13 protein-coding genes are annotated in these 16,764 nt (G+C 54.2%); 2 read left to right on the top strand and 11 right to left on the bottom strand.

What is annotated here, in order from left to right; translation table 11 throughout:
- Positions 1 to 136: 136 nt before the first annotated feature.
- Genes M662_RS07315 through M662_RS07285 form a run of 7 tightly spaced genes read right to left on the bottom strand, consistent with a single transcriptional unit; the run spans position 137 to position 9,674 of the window.
- Positions 137 to 1,354: an aspartate kinase gene (locus M662_RS07315; protein ID WP_051348965.1), complete on the bottom strand. Its 1,218-nt coding sequence runs from the start codon at positions 1,352 to 1,354 to the stop codon at positions 137 to 139.
- Between the two features lie 19 nt (positions 1,355 to 1,373).
- Positions 1,374 to 3,173: an IucA/IucC family protein gene (locus M662_RS07310; RefSeq protein WP_026578531.1), complete on the bottom strand. Its 1,800-nt coding sequence runs from the start codon at positions 3,171 to 3,173 to the stop codon at positions 1,374 to 1,376.
- 22 nt (positions 3,174 to 3,195) lie between these two features.
- Positions 3,196 to 4,530 (bottom strand): lysine N(6)-hydroxylase/L-ornithine N(5)-oxygenase family protein, encoded by a 1,335-nt coding sequence (locus M662_RS07305; RefSeq protein WP_026578530.1) that lies wholly within the window; start codon positions 4,528 to 4,530, stop codon positions 3,196 to 3,198.
- Positions 4,505 to 5,053, bottom strand: a complete 549-nt coding sequence (locus tag M662_RS07300; protein WP_026578529.1) for a GNAT family N-acetyltransferase — start codon at positions 5,051 to 5,053, stop codon at positions 4,505 to 4,507. The genes M662_RS07305 and M662_RS07300 overlap by 26 nt, the downstream gene beginning before the upstream one ends.
- Positions 5,054 to 5,075: 22 nt before the next feature.
- On the bottom strand, positions 5,076 to 6,815 hold the full coding sequence (locus M662_RS07295; RefSeq protein WP_026578528.1) for an IucA/IucC family protein: 1,740 nt from the start codon (positions 6,813 to 6,815) through the stop codon (positions 5,076 to 5,078).
- Complete coding sequence (locus M662_RS07290; protein ID WP_081694929.1) at positions 6,812 to 8,377, bottom strand: pyridoxal phosphate-dependent decarboxylase family protein; 1,566 nt, start codon at positions 8,375 to 8,377, stop codon at positions 6,812 to 6,814. The genes M662_RS07295 and M662_RS07290 overlap by 4 nt, the downstream gene beginning before the upstream one ends.
- Positions 8,325 to 9,674 (bottom strand): aspartate aminotransferase family protein, encoded by a 1,350-nt coding sequence (locus M662_RS07285; protein WP_026578526.1) that lies wholly within the window; start codon positions 9,672 to 9,674, stop codon positions 8,325 to 8,327. Before M662_RS07285 ends, M662_RS07290 begins: the two co-directional genes overlap by 53 nt.
- Positions 9,675 to 9,999: 325 nt before the next feature.
- On the opposite strand from M662_RS07285, the gene M662_RS07280 reads away from it, so the two are divergent.
- Positions 10,000 to 11,682: a serine hydrolase domain-containing protein gene (locus M662_RS07280; RefSeq protein ID WP_026578525.1), complete on the top strand. Its 1,683-nt coding sequence runs from the start codon at positions 10,000 to 10,002 to the stop codon at positions 11,680 to 11,682.
- Positions 11,683 to 11,776: 94 nt separating this feature from the next.
- Complete coding sequence (locus M662_RS07275; RefSeq protein WP_008637508.1) at positions 11,777 to 11,959, top strand: hypothetical protein; 183 nt, start codon at positions 11,777 to 11,779, stop codon at positions 11,957 to 11,959.
- Here the strand turns inward: M662_RS07275 and M662_RS07270 are convergent.
- The 4 genes from M662_RS07270 to M662_RS07255 all read right to left on the bottom strand — a co-directional run bounded on the left by M662_RS07270 (position 11,954) and on the right by M662_RS07255 (position 16,748).
- A complete protein-coding gene (locus M662_RS07270) occupies positions 11,954 to 12,976 on the bottom strand; it encodes an ABC transporter ATP-binding protein (RefSeq protein WP_026578524.1) in 1,023 nt (340 codons plus the stop codon). The two genes, M662_RS07275 and M662_RS07270, sit on opposite strands and share 6 nt — an antisense overlap.
- On the bottom strand, positions 12,976 to 13,905 hold the full coding sequence (locus tag M662_RS07265; RefSeq protein ID WP_026578523.1) for a C40 family peptidase: 930 nt from the start codon (positions 13,903 to 13,905) through the stop codon (positions 12,976 to 12,978). The genes M662_RS07270 and M662_RS07265 overlap by 1 nt, the downstream gene beginning before the upstream one ends.
- Before the next feature lie 22 nt (positions 13,906 to 13,927).
- On the bottom strand, positions 13,928 to 15,025 hold the full coding sequence (locus tag M662_RS07260) for a mandelate racemase/muconate lactonizing enzyme family protein (protein WP_026578522.1): 1,098 nt from the start codon (positions 15,023 to 15,025) through the stop codon (positions 13,928 to 13,930).
- A 97-nt stretch (positions 15,026 to 15,122) separates the two neighbouring features.
- The gene (locus tag M662_RS07255; RefSeq protein WP_026578521.1) at positions 15,123 to 16,748 is read right to left on the bottom strand and encodes a peptide ABC transporter substrate-binding protein; all 1,626 of its coding nucleotides are present in this window, start codon (positions 16,746 to 16,748) and stop codon (positions 15,123 to 15,125) included.
- Between the last annotated feature and the right edge of the window lie 16 nt (positions 16,749 to 16,764).

Below are 16,764 nucleotides of genomic sequence, written 5' to 3'. Positions count from 1 at the left end.
TATTGCCGTTTCCTGTGGAATCAAGAAATCTAACAATTGCTGCCAATTATATCAAAATTCCACTCCCCTATGGAAGGCGCTTATCGTTTTACATAAGCAAAGGCCTGATCGAATCATCGATCAGGCCTTTGTCATCCTATCCGTAGGCGACGGGATGCTGGTTGTCTTGTTTTAATAGGACTCGATCGTGAAGCTGCTGCATCCATGCATCGAGGTTCTTTTCAGGCAGGAGGGCGCTCCACGCTTCGGGGTGGCAGTCGGCCGTCTCGACCTCCTTCGCTTGGAAAAGAGGGCTTGTCCGGATCAGGTTCGCTTGCTTCTTTTTTTGGTCTTCTGATCCGCACACGAGATGCACGAGTGCTTTGCCCGGCTCCTGTGTGACGGTATGGATTCCTAGTGTCTCTTTTTTCCGGTTGATCCGGTTCATCGTTTCATAGATTTCTTCTTCTTTCATTATAATGGCATACGCATCACGCTTGGCGGCTGCTATGCCGCTCCAGGTGACGTGTGCTTCAGCAAGGGTTTCCCGCAGCTTCCTCAAGTCGATATCGCCGGTCATGCGGAGAAGCGTCAGCCCCTTCTGTCCGGTGATACCGGTAACGCCGGGCGCTGTCAGGCCGGGAGCCAGCCGTTCGATGCGGGTTCCTTGGTCTGTATGGAAGCTGGACCGGACGTGCAGTGGAACGTCGTGGCTTCTGGCATGGAGGACCGCCCGTGGATGGATGACGGACGCTCCTGCCGCTGCCATCGCAAGCAGGCTTTCGTAGTCCATGCAGCTGTATTTGATCGCTCCTCGGACCGAACGTGGATCCGCGGAATAGACGCCGTCGACGTCTGTGAAAATGTCGCAGCGTTCGGCCCCTAATTCCGCAGCCAGCGCTGCGGCTGTCGTATCGGACCCTCCTCGGCCGAGGGTGCAGATTTCTCCTTCACCGGCGTTGCCCTGGAAGCCGGCGACGACGACGATCTTCCCGGCATCCAGCTGCTCTTGGATCGGACGCGTAGCAATCTTCGTGATCCGTGCCTTCCCGTAGGCGTGTTCTGTCTGGATGCCGGCTTGTGGGCCGGTCAGGGCAACGGCATCGGCCCCTTTTTCCTTCAGGGCGAGCGAGAGGAGCGAACAGGAAACCTGCTCTCCTGTCGCAAGCAGAAGATCCATGTCCCGCGGATCGGGACGGTTCGTCAGTTCTTTGGCAAGCGAAAGCAGGCGGTTGGTGGAATCCCCCATCGCTGATACGACGACGACCAGCTGGCTCCCTGTCTCTCTTTCCAGCAGGATCCGGTCCCGGATGGCTGCGATTCGCTCGGTGGACTGGAGGGATGTACCTCCGAACTTCTGCACGATGATGGCCATCGTCTTTTCCTCCCATTCGTCAGTGGCTTTTCTCGATTCGTTGGAACTCGGCAAGGGCATTGGTGACCAGGCCGAATTCAGAGGCGTGCGGGCGATCTTCGCCGTCGGCATACCCGTAATCGACCATCCGGTTGCGGTTCAGGCACAGCTTCGTCAATGTCGGCTGGAAGAAGTCGAATAGTTCAAACCGCTCCTTCAGCTGCGGGAACCTGTCCTGGTAGTCATGGATGGACGCTGCGAGCAGTTCGAAAAAGCGCCGTTCGCCAAGCATGCCGTGCCGCTCCATCAACTGGCTCAAGTAACGGAGGTGACAGATGAACAGGCCGGTGAATATGAACTGCGTGAGCCCTTCCGGCGGCTCGCTGCGGAGCACTTCCTTCATTTCGTCGGACAAGCCGCTCAATTCTTCAAACGGCTGATCGGTAATGTTGACGTCATCGACGAAGTCCTTGATCGCAAGTCGATGGGGCTGGTAATCTTTCAAAACGAGGATCGTATTCTGCCCGTGCGGGGAGAAGACCGTGCCGTATTGGTACAAGTAATGAAGCAGCGGGTCCATGACGACCTTGTAGAACTTCTGCATCCACGTATCAGGATCAAGACCGGATGCGGCGATCGCTTCTTTAATGTACGGCGTTCCTTCATGGTCTTCATGAAGAAGCGCGGCCAGCGTGATCGCCTGCTCCCCTTCCTCTAAATACGTGTAGATGCTTTCGCGCCAGATCGTCCCGAGCATCTCCAAATACTGATACGGCGCATCAGCGACGTTCGAGTAATGGGGATGATCGACGTTGATGCTGGCATTCTCTCCCGGCAGGATGACCCGGCATTCGTTTTTCAGGAAGTCATCCTGTTCGTACATCCCTTTGATGAGTTCGGTCACTTTCGGCGCTATTTTCGTGCGCTCGGACGGCAGACCGCGATAAACGAGCGTGTTCAAAATACTCATCGGCAGTTTGACGTGGTGCTTCTCCTGAGAGCTTCTGTTTACGAAGGTGCGGATCGATTGCTGCGGCAGGTAGCTGTCCGCACCGTCGCCGACCGGGATGATCCTTTTTTCTGCAAGCTCCTGGGGGAAGTTCTGGACAATCGTGTTTTCCCACTGCCACTCATGGACAGGGAAGAAGTAGTAGTCCTCCGCCCGGCCGCCGGATTGTCGGACGACCTCCTTGAAACGAGTCCGGTCTTTTTCGCTCAACTCCTTCTCCAACAGGTCGTCCCAGTTCAAGCCGTCGACCGCCTGGAACGTGGCGAGCGTCTTATGTACAGCGATCCATGACAGCTTCACTTCCTGATGCTGCTCCGGTGCAAACCGCAGGTAGTCGCCGTAGCTGAAGCCGATTCTCCCTTTGTTATAGGTGATCCACGGGTGGCCGGTCATGTAGCCTTCGAGCTCGGCATAATCAATATCCAACAGCTCCCGGGAGGTAAGGTCCTTTTTGTTTAACAGGTGGACGTCCGCGATCAGCGTGGCATTCAATTCCTTGATTAAATGTCCCGTCGTTTCAGGGGACATTCCGATCGTCTCCTGAAGATCGATAAGCAGATCGACCGCGCTGTCTGCTTCCTGCTCCCCGTCCTCTGTGATCAGGCGGATGGACCGGGAGTCGACGTCGAAGCTGTCAAACAGGCGCGGCTCTGCCCGGAAGGTGTACACCGTCCCTTCCTTTGCTTCGAGCCGGTACGTGTTGGTACGTTCCTCCGTCGGATGGATCATATCCTCATACATATATTCCGCAAGCATCTTCGCCATCAGTCGCTGGTTCACTTTCTTCCAATCGTCTTCCTTCAGCTGTTCTTGAATATCTTGAAATAACACGTCAATCCCTCTTTTCTTTCGATTATGGATGGGTAAGTGCGGGCTGCTTCTTCGACCCGAACGTCTGGAATACGTGGGAGTCTTCGACCGGGTACACGTCCCTCCCTGCGATCCGGTTGATGATCACGGCATTCCGGTAGGCGCCGAGACCGAGGTCCGGTGCACCGACGCCGTGGGTATGGAGCTCCCCGTTCTGTACAAAAATGTCCCCTTCGGCTTCAAACGTCGTTTCGATGTCATACTCCCGGTTGATGACGAGCCTTCCCCGGTCATCTTTGACGAGTGCTTCTTCGATGCTTCGGAAAAAGGCCGGAATCCGCTGTCGATAGCCGGTACCGAGGATGACAACATCCGCTTCGGTTTCCACCGCTTCCCCGCTCACCCGCTGATATCCGCGCAGGGTCAGGCGGCCGCCCCGTCCTGCAAGCTCCGTCATTTCCGTCATCGCCTGGAGCTCGATTTCCGTTTTTTTGCCTCCGACGGTCCGTTCATACAGGTGATCATAAATGTCTGCGATCGTCTCAGCGCTTATTCCTTTGTACAAGAGGCTCTGATCCTCCAGCAGCTGGTCCTTCTTCCATTGCGGGAGGGCGTGGAAGAAGTCGATATAGTCCGGTGAAAAGTACTCCAGCCCGAGCTTGGAATATTCCATCGGGAAGAAGCCCTTCGACCGGGTGTACCATTGAAGCGAGCCGCCGCAGTTCTCCTGATGCTTCGCTATATCAAGGAACACCTCGGCTGCACTCTGACCGGAGCCAATGACGGTCACAGCCCCGTCGAGCTCCGCTTCCTCCTTCCTCTTCAAGTATTCCGATGTATGGAAGACGTTCGGTCCGAGTGCTTCCCGGAAAGCTTCCGGCACACCCGGTTCGGTCCCGATCCCCATTACGATATGACGGGTGATATAGGTCTCTTCCTCTCCACGGCTCAGGTCGCGGATCCGCACTTGATAAAGGTTCCGACCGTCCCGTTCCACCATCCGGACCTCCGTCACCTCTTTGCCGAACCGGCAGGAATCAAGGCGCTTACTCACCCAGCGGCAGTAATGGTCGTATTCCTTCCTCGGAATATGGAATTTCTCCAGGAAGTAGAAGTGATAGAGACGGTTATGTTCCTGCAGGTAGTTCAAATAGCTGTGCTCGCTCTTCACATCTGCCATGCTGACAAGGTCTGCGAAAAACGGGACCTGCAGCGTCGTACCTTCGATAAGCATATGAGGGTGCCATTGGAAGTCCGTTTCCCTTTCGAAGAATACAGCACGGACATCCTCTACCCCGTCCAGCAGGGCGGCCATTCCCAAGTTGAACGGCCCGAGCCCGATTCCGATGACATCATAGACAGGTTGTGTCGTATACATCGTTCCACCTCTTTTCAAATTCTTCTCGTTCACAAAACATCAGCTGCGCCTGCTTATCAGGGAGGGGGATCGGCTTTATCCTCCGGAAGCCGCACCTTTCGAACACATGGATCATCTTCTCATTGCGGATATCCGGTTCCGCTGCGACCTTTGCCGTCTTAGGCTCCTGGAATTGGTACCGCACCATTTCGCGGAGGAAAGGCAGGGCACAGCCTTTACCAAGGTATGCTTTCTCCCCGATCAGCAGGTGGACGCCCTGATCGAATGGGGCGGCGGGATACGAGCCTTCGAGAACGTCCCCCTTTACCCAATAGGCCTCCCAATAACTGACCGGTTCTCCATCAATCGTTCCGATATACAGCGTCTGGTGGCTGTCTGCGAGCGCTTTTTCATAGTGGGTACGGAAACGGTCGAGCGGAATATTCAAGTTCCAGAACGGATGGACGTGTTCCTCCTGCATCCAGCGATGGACAAGCGCGAGATCATCGATTCCGGCGCGGCGGAATCCGATCGTCCGGCCGATGTCTTCCGCATAGCGTTCATACTCACACACCATGGATCGTCCCTTCCTTCACTGCGATCGGGTTATCGATGTTGGTGTACACGGACTGCGCTTCCATCGGCCCTTCCAGCTCGTCCATGTCATACAGCCTCGTCAAAAGATTGGCTTTACACGGCAGTTTACCTTCCGTAAGCAGGCTTTTGGCGACAGGAGATTCCGGATGGAGCTGAAGGCGCTCTCTCAGCATTTCCATCAACACCTCTTCCTCGATCAGCCCGCTTGTTCCGAAGCCGTTGATAAGACCGAATAAATGATTGAAGAAGAAATAATAGCGCATCCGTTCTTCCGCCACATCATCTGCGCAGATCGTGTCGCTCGTTTCGTTCAAGGAAGGAAGCAGTGCTTTCAGGAGGTCCGCTTTCGACTCGCTGAAATAGTATCCCTGGTTATCCCGGTAATAAAAACGGGACGGATAGCCGTTTTCCAGGCGGACGACGGCATTCTGCTGATGGGCCTCAAGCGCAATTCCGTAGGTCGAATACAGCCACATCATAGGATCGAAGCTGATCGACAAATACTTTTCAAACCAGTCGAGGCTGACCGCTTCCGTCGACCGCCCTTCCTTTTCGGCAAGGCTGTGGATGATGCCCGCTATCCGCGATCTGTCTCCGTACGCGTGATCCTGGACGAGGGCTGCCACGAGACTCACTCCGGATGCCTGCTTTTCCACGAACGGATTCTCACGTAAGATGACATCGAAGCCGGGGACGTCCTTCAAGCGGATCGATGCCGGGTCCTTGATGATATCGAAATCCGGATACGCTTGTTGCAGACGGGTACCGAGATCGGTCGCGAGCAGTCGGGATACCTCTACCCCGCGGTCCAGCTCCTTCAGCTGATTACAGCGAAGGGAGTTGGTGATTTTCACCGGGACGGAGAACTTGAACATCCACGGGGATGAGCTGTTGTAAACGGTGCGGAAGGAGGATGTCGCCGTATAGAAAGCTCCTGCCGGCCCGAGGTAAGTCAAAGCCCCGGACTCGAGAAGACGTTGTACATCCTTTCGCTTAAGCAGGCTCGCGGACTGGAGTGGATGCATCGGAAGCAGCACGCGTCCTCCGCCGATCTCTTTTTTCAAAAACTCTGCCGCCCCTTCCCGCTGCGCTTCCTCCTGAATGAGGACGGAGGCAGGCCGGTCGAGACTGGAATCCTGCGCGACGATGTCCGGGTCCGCACTGAAATAATCGAGTTGGAATATCCCCTTATGCTCGGGTGCGTACGTTCGGTCTTCGGCATCCGTCAGTCCCTGTTTGCTCTTCGGTGTCGGGTGGAGCAGATGACCGAACAGCAGCGACTGCTCCGCTTCGATATAGTCGAAGTCTTCTCTGGAGAGCTGATGGCGGTCTTCCCACCGCGCTTCGATGTACTCCTTCATTTTCCTGCAGCTGAGGAGCACCCGCAGGATGAGCTCATCTTCCGCCCATTCCTGCCCGTTCCCGATCAGCCACTCTTTGACGAGGAGCGTCGTCATCGTCACGTAGTCGAGGGTGTGGGCATCTTCCATGCCCTCGGTGTAGTAGACGGCCGGGAAACGGAAGAGGTGCCTCCCCGTCAGTGACCAATACTGCAGCGGTACGTCGATCACCATCTTCTGTCTCGTGAGCGGGATTCGGATCCTTTCTTCTCCTCCGCTGATGCGTTCATAATTTTCGGTTTCTCTCACATAGCAATTGAGGAAACTCTGCATCGTCGCCTGTTCGGCTGTTTCCTTCGCTTTCATCAATGGGAATCTCCTCCTGTCGTCCGTTTGTCCGCAGCGTCAAGAACTGCCTCGATGACTGCCTTCACATCCGCTTCTGTCGTCCGCGGATTCAAAATCGTGCATTTCAAATACGTTTCTCCCCGAACCACCGTTTTGGCGATGATCGGCTTCCCTGAGGTGAAGAGGTCCTGCTGGATCTGCCGGTTCAGAACGCCGCGGTCTACGTCTCCGCTCCCTTTGTACTGGAAAACGACGGCGGACATTTCCGGTTCGGCATTTTCCACAAGAAAATCAGGATGGCCGGCTAAGCGATCGGCAGCAAAACGCGCCGTCGCCATCGTCTGGTCGACCATGTCGCCCAGTAGCTCTGTCCCGACCGTTTTCAGGGTGACGAGCACTTTGAGCGCATCAAAGCGCCGCGTCGTCTGCACGCTTTTGTTGACGAGATTCAAAATGCCGTCCTCTTCGTCCGCTTTCGGATTCAAATAGTCGGCATGGTGGGACAAGAGCCTCATGTGGCCGCCGTCCTTCAGCAGGAACAGTCCGCAGCTGATCGGCTGATACAGCCATTTATGAAAATCAAGCGTGACGGAATCCGCTCGCTCCAGTCCCGCAAGCTTCCCTTTGTGTGCCCGGCTGAAGAGAAGCCCCCCGCCGTAGGCAGCGTCCACGTGAAACCAGATGCCTCGCTCTTGGCATATATCCGCAATCTCCTCCAGCGGATCGATGCTGCCGAAATCCGTCGTCCCGCACGTGGCCGCGACGGCAAAGGGATGGAGTCCTGTTTGTTCCATTTCATCGAGCGTATCCTTCAGAGCGGCCGGGTCCATCCGGTGATGCTCATTGACGGCGACCGGAATGACGGCATCCTCTCCGAGACCGAGCTGGGCAAGACTTTTCCGGACGGAGAAGTGGGCTTCTTCAGAACAGAGCACACGCAGCTTCCGGAAGTTCTCCGGGAGCCCCTTTTTCTGGACGTCGTGTCCGAACCGTTTGAGGCAGTATGCGTCTCTTGCAAGCAGCATGCCCATATAGTTGGACTGGGTCCCGCCGCTTGTGAACACGCCGTCCGCCTCTTCCGGAAACCGGACTAGATCCGCCCAGTACTTGACGAGCATTTCTTCGACATACGTTGCCGCCGGACTTTGATCCCACGAATCCATCGATTGATTCCATGCTCCGATCATCACCTCTGCCGCTATACCTGCGACAAGCGGCGGGCAGTGGAGATGGGCCATGCTCTGTGGGTGGGAGACGTGCAGGCTGTTCTTCAAAACAGGGTCCTTAAGTTCATTCCATACGTCCTCAAGCGCCCGGCCATTCACAGAGTCCGTGTCCATCGCTTGTATCTCCGATCTGACCTGCTGATGGGACTTTCCAATAAAGGGCTGATCGACCTCTTCATATACGTCCAGCACCGCTTCTGTAACAAGCTCCATCTGCTTACGAAAAGCGGTAAGTCCTGCTTCTCCGTGGAGGAAAAGGTGATCGAACGCCGTGTTCGTCTGTTTGCATGCCGTTGTCATCGTTTCACCCCGCCGTCGCAGCAGCAGTCGCTTCTCGGAGAATCGCCACCACGTCATCGATTTGTGCTTCGGTAATGATCAGCGGCGGCAGGAACCGGACGACGGCGCCGTGCCTTCCACCTACTTCAAGGATTAACCCGCGGTCGAAGCATTCCTTTTGAATACGGCTTGCGACTGCCGCGTCTGCCGGCAGGCTGCCCTGGATCGATGCTTTTCCTTCCGGGTCGACCATTTCCATTCCGATCATCAATCCTCTCCCGCGGACGTCGCCGATCGCCGGGAAATCACGCTGCATGTCTTTCAATGCTTTCATCAGCTTCGTACCCATCTTTTCCGCATGTTCCGATAAACGCTGCTCTTTCACGTATTGCAATGTCGCTGTTCCGGCGGCCATCGCCATCTGGTTGCCTCGGAACGTCCCGATATGGGCGCCCGGTTCCCATGCGTCCAGCTCCCTGTCGTACACGACGACGGATAACGGCAGGCTGCCGCCGATCGCTTTCGATAGAACGAAGGCGTCCGGTACGATGCCGGCATGCTCGAAGGAGAACAGTCGCCCTGTGCGGCCGATCCCTGTCTGGACTTCGTCGATGATCAATGGAATCCCCCGCTCCTTCGTAATCCGGCGCATTTCCTTTAGCCATTCAATCGGAGCAGGGATAGCTCCCCCTTCGCCCTGGACCGTTTCGAAGATCATCGCTGCCGGGGGAAGAATGCCGCTCTCCGGATCGTCCAGCAGCTGTTCGATATAGGTGGCGCTCAGCGCCTGTCCCTCGTCCCCGCCTTTACCGAACGGGCAGCGGTACTCGTATGGATACGGCAGGAAGTGGGTATCCGGCATCAATCCCTGTACATGCCGCTTCGGAGCAAGGTTGCCGCTTATGGACATCGTTCCATGCGTCGCTCCGTGATAGCCGCCCTGGAAGGTCAGGATGCTCTGTCTTCCTGTCGCCGTCTTTGCAAGCTTCAGCGCTGCTTCGATGGCATCTCCTCCTGTAGGTCCGCAGAACTGTACCTTCGCCCGCTCCCGGAAGTCGTCCGGGAGGCTTTCGAACAGTTCGTCGACGAAGCTTTCTTTTACTTCTGTCGTAATATCAAGCGTGTGAAGCGGCAGGCGGTCACGAAGGACCTTCTCCATCGCTTCGATGACGACAGGATGGTTGTGACCGAGGGCTAGCGTACCGGCACCGGCAAGACAGTCGATGTAGCGCTTCCCTTCGACGTCGGTTATGTAGATGCCTTCCGCTTCCCGGATGGCTAATGGAATACGGCGCGGATAAGAGCGCGCATTGGATTCTCTTCGTTCCTGCTGATCTAATAATTGTTTATTGGATTTTTTTGTTTGGATACTCATTTCATTCAGCTCCTTGTCTCTTCTGTTCGTTAACCTATCGATATCGTAATTGATAATGATTTTCAATGTCAACGGTAGTTGAGAACTATTATCAGTTTTTGAGAAGAAGAAATATCCTCTACAATCCCTGTTACGACCGCATTCTCTATCCTTTTGCAAGTACTGCTTTTTTTCTGACAATTAGGAAAAAAGACCTGTTACTTAAAGGAGAAAATGGTTATATTTCCAAACATTAATTTGTCGTTTTCGTGACGTACGCGTCATGGACTTTGTCGACTCCTGCCCCTATGATTAAGAAGAAGATGGAAAATACAGGAGGGATCGTATGAAAAAAAGAACGATGTCACTCGTCCTCGTCACTGCCATGGGCGCAGCTATGATGCCCGGCTCCACGCTTGAAGCGGTCGAAGGTCCGTCGATCGAGATGGAGAAAAAAGAAAACCCGCATGCCTCTGTCCACCGCCCGTCTTTCCCGGCATCTTCGTGGGACCATCCGCTTCCTTCCTCTCCCGTCCTGCATCCCGGTTCTATCCGCGGAGCAGGTATGAGAAGCGGACCGCTGAAAGCAATCGATCCGTTGATCGAGCAGGCGATAGCCGATCAGGTGATGCCGGGTGCTGTAACCTTCGTCGCCCGCCGGGGCCACATTGTTCAGCAGGAAGCCTACGGCTACGCTCTCCGGTATAAGGATGATGCCTTCACAGAAGTAAAAAGTCCGATCAAAATGACGGAGCATACCATTTTCGACCTCGCCTCCATCAGCAAAATCTTCACGACGACCGCCGCCATGAAGCTGTATGAAGACGGGAAGTTCAAATTGGACGACCCCGTCGCCAAGTATCTGCCGGGTTTCGCTGCCAACGGCAAAGAAGACGTGACGATTGAGCAGTTGATGACCCACACCTCCGGATTCACACCATGGATTCCCCTCTACCAAGTCGACGGAGACCGGGACGACCGGATCCAGCACGTGCTCCAATACCCGCTTGAAAATGCCCCGGGATCTACATACACGTACAGCGACCTCAACATGATCACGCTCGGCGCACTAATTGAACGTCTGTCCGGCATGCGTCTCGACACCTTCGTCAAACAGGAAATAACCGGACCGCTTCAAATGAACGACACGATGTACAATCCACCAGCACAGCTCAAGGCCCGCATAGCCGCAACGGAATACCAGCCGTGGACCGAGCGCGGACTCGTCTGGGGAGAAGTGCATGATGAGAGTGCCTGGTCCCTGGACGGTGTCGCCGGCCATGCAGGCGTCTTCTCGACTGCTTCCGACCTCGGCAAATTCGCTCATATGTTTTTGATGGAAGGAAAATACGGCGGCACCAGAATCCTTGAACCGGAAACGGTCGAGCTGCTCACGGAAAACCGGATCCCACAGTTTCCCGGCGATGACCACGGGCTCGGATGGGAGCTTCAGCAGGGCTGGTTCATGGATGCTCTCTCTTCCCCGTCTACGTTCGGTCACACCGGCTATACAGGAACGTCGATCGTCGTCAATCCGGCGAACCAGACCGTTGCGATCCTGTTGACGAACCGGGTGCACCCGACACGGGAAACGGTATCAACCTCCCCGACGAGACGTGCGTTCGCCAGACAGGTCGCTGATGCCATACCGGTAGCGTCTTCCACGAAGAAGGCCGAACGATGGTTTGCCGGTTATGGCGACAAGCTGGCCAGATCGATGACGGCAGAAGTCGATTTGAAGAAAGCTGCCACTCTTTCCTTCGATACGTGGTACCGCATCGAAAACACCTATGACAATGGCCGCCTGGAACGATCGACGGACGGCGAGAATTGGGAAGAGTTGGAGGTATTTACCGGGGAAAGCGATGATTGGGTTCATAAGGACTTCTCTCTGCCGAAAGACACCAAATTTATCCGCTTCACGTATGAAACAGATACCGCCGTCAACAACCGGGGCTGGTACGTAGAGGGAGCAAAAATCAACAAGAAGCCGCTCGATTTTGATACGAATGAATGGGAGAAACGATAGTAAAAAAAACGCCCGGGAGCTCGATGCTCCACGGGCGTTTTACATTTCCTGTCAAAGGTTATAGTGAAAATAGGAAGAGTAAAGGAGGTAGACTGTGAGCAGAACAACCAAAATCACGCTGTTTGCAATCTGTAGTGCCGTTTTAGTCGGATTTCTCATGTATGATCTGGTGGTTGGAGACTTTGGTTATCGGACCTTCCGTCTGATCGGTGTCATCGCTGTCGCCTTTTACATCCTCTATACCGTCCTTTCAAAAAAGAAAAAAAGTGAACTATGACAGCGTCGACGCTTTCCGGTCCGATCTCTGTTCCTGAACGGCTTCCTTGTGCTCCTCATCGTACAAATGACAGGCGACATGGTGCCCTTCTTCGGCCTCCTGCCACACGGGTACCTTCTGTGCGCAGATGTCCATGGCGACAGGACACCGGGTCCGGAAGACGCAGCCGCTCGGTGGATCGATCGGACTTGGGATTTCCCCCTCGATCAGCACCTGCTCCCGGGCATCCTCAAGGTCCGGATCGGGAATGGGAATCGCAGATAAGAGCCCTTTTGTATAGGGGTGCAGCGGGTTCGCGTACAGACGATCGCTGCTCGTCAGCTCCACTAGATGACCAAGATACATGACACCGATCCGGTCCGAGATGTGCTGGACCATCGATAGGTCGTGGGCGATGAATAAATAGGTAAGCCCCTTCTCTTCCTGCAGCCTTTCGAGCAGGTTGACGACCTGGGCTTGAACAGACACATCCAATGCCGATATCGGTTCATCTGCGATGACGATATCCGGATCCAGCGCAAGCGCCCGTGCGATTCCAATCCTCTGACGCTGGCCGCCGCTGAATTCGTGCGGATAGCGGTTGGCATGATCCCGGTTCAGTCCGACCTCTTCCAACAGCTCATAGACCCGCTCCGTCCGTTCTCGCCCAGTGGAAAACAGACCGTGGATTTCCATCGGTTCGGCTATGATCTCCGCAACTGTCGATCGTGGATTCAAGGAAGCATATGGGTCCTGAAAGATCATCTGCATGTTCCGTTTCAGGTGGAATTGTTCTTTCGGATTTCTACCGTGGACGCTTTTCCCTTGATAGAGCACTTCTCCATCCGTACGGTCATAGAGATTCATAATCGTCCTTCCTGTCGTCGATTTCCCACACCCGGATTCCCCGACAAGACCGAACGTTTCGCCTTTGTATATATCGAAGCTGACGCCGTCCACCGCTTTCAACGTCCGCCCTTTTCCTAAATGGAAGTGCTTCTTCAACTGTTTAACTTCCAACACTTTTTCTCTGTCCATCAAGATGCCCCCTCTTCTGTCCCATACCTTCTTGCGATGCACCATTCCTTCTCGTAATCAGAACCCTGCAAATCTATGATTTCAATCGCCTTGCCGATATTCGGGGAATGCAGCATCTTTCCATGTCCGTAATAGAAACCGACGTGGTGGATCCTGCCTTTTCCTTCTTCATAAGCAAAGAATAATAGATCCCCCGGTTCGACGCGATCCAACGGGATGTCTATGCCATGGACGGCCTGGTCGGACGCATCACGCGGAATAACGTGACCCTGCGCTTTGTGCATGTTGTAGGCGAAACCGGAGCAGTCATAACCGAACGCGCTCATTCCGCCCCAGAAATACGGAAGACCCTTAAAAGCCTCTGCCGTCTTTATGATGGACGCCCCGCTTCCCTCCCGGATATCCTTCGGTTTGCTTCGTGCATCTTCTCTGCTTACATAGCCTTCCCCATCCGCCAGTCGGACCCGGATGAACGAGTCTTCCTCATACAGGAAAGGAAGCTCGGTCAAAAAGCTGATTTCAAACAGCGGCTGTTTTTTCTCGTCGTAAAGGATAGTTGCTTTTGTATGGACGACGACCAGATCGACGCCTTTCCAGTCCGCTTCCGGCACCTCTGTCAATTGGCGGCACGGCACGTAGCCTGGATATCCACGCGCATCCTTGCTCGAGGGCTGACTCGGAATGATGACCTTCGCCCAGTCACCCTCCACCTCATCGACAAGGACACGTTCACCGTAAAGCAGCTGGGATTGGACGAGGTTATCGTCACACATGGCATGCTTCGCCGGGTCATCCAACTCCTCCAGCCACTTCTTCACAGAAAACGTGCGCTCTAATCCCTGTTCGTCGATCGGTCGCGGGGACTCCGGTGATGTCCATACCGTTGCGACCGGTGCCGAGACGATCCAGATTCTCTTCTGTTGATTCATCGTGTCTTCCCCCTTTTCTTCTCTATGATAGGACGTGTTCCTGGAACCGCACCTCATCGATTCCAAGCCCTGGTTCATCGGGCATAGTCATAACGGCACGGTTGTACACGACACCACCGACGATTGGATCTCCCGTCAGCATGAGCGGTGCATCGAAATCGACCTTGGTTACATTATTCAATCCAGCAGCAAAATGGGCGGCAGCCGTGATCCCGAGCTTCGTTTCAATCATTGAACCGACCATGCACGGGATGCCGCAGCTTTCTGCCATGGAGTTGATTTTACATGCTTGATGGATGCCGCCTGATTTCATCAGCTTAATATTGATCATATCGGCACTTCTTGTTTCAAGGACCCGCTTTGCGTCCGCCGGTGAAAAGACGCTTTCATCAGCCATGACGATCGTATGGGTTGCGTCCGTCACCTGCTTCAGTCCTTCTATATCTCCTGCCTTCACCGGCTGCTCGACGAGTTCGATCGGCAGATTCAGTTCTTCCATCCGCCGGATGGCGCGGATGGCGTCTTTCGCACTCCATCCCTGATTGGCATCAAGGCGGATTGCAGCATCGTCCCCGATCCGGCTGCGAATTGCCCGGATCCTTTCTATGTCCTTGTCGATCGAGTCTTTCCCGACCTTCACCTTGAGCGTACGGAAACCGTCTTTTATATATTGTTCGGCATCGTCCGCCATCTCCTCCGGCTCATTGACGCTGACCGTATAGTCGGTCTCAAGCATCCGCTTCGCCCCTCCGAGAAACTGATAAAGGGGAAGCCGGCAGAAGCGGGCGAGACAGTCATGGATCGCGATATCGACCGCTGCCTTGGCACTTGTATTACCGACACAGCTTGCATGAAGAGCTCCAAATAAAGAGTCTCTGTTAAGCACGGATTCTCCAAGGAGAACAGGGGCCAGGATCGTGCGGATGGTGTGCTCGATACTTACGAGACTTTCTCCTGTTATGACGTGGGTCGGCGGCGCTTCGCCCCAGCCGGTGATCCCGTTGTCGCACGTCACCTTCACATAGATGGATTGTGCAACCGTCACGGTCCGGAGCGCCGTCTTGAACGGTTTATGAAGCGGAACAGCTATCGGGTAGGTGTCTATGGAGGCTATCTTCAAATCTCTCACCCTTCCTTTCTATAAACATACCGGTTATGTAAAAGAAAAAGAGGCAGTCTTTCCGTGACGGAAAACGGCTGCCTCTTTTCGTTGATCCTTACTTCTTATCTGCCCATTTCAATTCAAGATATCCGACCGGGTGACGGACGATATCTGAAACGGAATCTTTCTCCAGCAGCACTTGGTTGTAGAAGTGAATCGGGAAGATCGGCATTTCTTCGAACAACACTTTCTCTGCTTCATACATCAGCTCCCAGCGCTTCGCTTCATCCGTCTCCGCTTTCGCATCGGCAATCAACTGATCGTACTCTTCATTTGACCAGCCGGTCCGGTTCATGGAGGAGTCGGAGATGAAGCTCTCCAGGAAGTTGATCGGGTCTGCATAGTCAGCAAGGAAGGAACTTCTGGAAAGCTGGTGCTCCAAGTTCTTCTGCGCTTCCAGGAACACGTTCCATTCCGCATTTTCAAGGGTCACATCGACATCCAGATTTTCCTTGAACATTTGTTGGATGGTTTCCGCTACTTTCTTATGATCTTCACTTGTGTTGTAGGAAAGGGTGACAGCAGGAAGTTCATCATAACCTTCTTCTTCCATTCCCTCTTCCAGTAATTTCTTCGCTTCCTCTGCATTGAATTCGATCAGGTCGCCGTTATGCTCACGGAAATCATCCCCGGACGGCCCTTCAAATCCGTAGGACACGAAGCCGTATGCCGGCTCTTCGCCGTTCTTCGTAACATAATCGACGATGTCCTGCTGGTTCACAGCCATGGCGAACGCCTGTCTGATCTTTTTATTCTGGAACGGCTCTTCATTGACGTTGAAACGGTAGAAATACGTTCCCGCCTGATCCGTGATGTTGACTTCTTCACTATCCATCAACTCATCAGCAAGCTCTGCCGGGATGTAGGACGTGTCGAGCTCGCCGCTCTTATACATCTGATATTCCGTATTCTCATCAGGAACCATGGACCATTTGACTTCATCCAATTGAACGGTTTCGTTATCCCAGTAGTTTTCACTCTTCTTAAAGACCATTTCGCTGTCATGCTTCCATTGATCAAGCGTGAATGGTCCGTTACCGACGAAGCTGTCCGCTTCGGTGTACCATTCCGGATTCTCTTCTGCCACCGACTGATTGATCGGGAAGAATGCCGGATTGGAGATGACGTGAAGGAAGTAGCCGGTCGGTGCTTTCAGCGTCACTTTCAACTCTTTATCGCTGACCGCTTCCACCATGACGTCATCCGCTGTTCCATCCCCTGTGTTGAATGCTTCTCCACCTTCAATGAAGTAACCGAGGAACGCAGCTGGTGAAGCCGTTTCGGGATCCAGCAGACGCTTCCAGGCGTACTCAAAATCCCCTGCCGTCACGTCATCGCCGTTGGACCATGCCGCATCATCACGGATTTTAAACGTGTACACTTTTCCGTCTTCCGACACTTCCCATTCCTCTGCCGTTGCAGGCTGTGGAGAATGATCTTTACCCAGACGGGTCATACCTTCCATCAAGTTGTTCAAGGCATTCCAGGACAAGTTATCAAAGCCCATCGGCGGGTCGAACGACGTCGGCTCTTCCCCGTTATTGATGAGAAGCGTCTTCGTACCGCTCTCCTCCGAGCCGTCCCCTTCATCTGATCCTTCACTAGAACTCTCATTTGCCGTACAAGCCGCCAGCATCGCGACAAGTACAATCCCCATGATTAACGTCAACCACTTTTTCATACGTGCTCCCCCTCTT

The sequence above is a fragment of the Bacillus sp. SB49 genome, from assembly GCF_000469135.2.
Taxonomy (GTDB): Bacteria; Bacillota; Bacilli; order Bacillales; family Halobacillaceae; genus Halobacillus.
The sequence above is the reverse complement of the archived record's forward strand: the minus strand, read 5'-3'. Positions and strand labels throughout refer to the sequence as shown.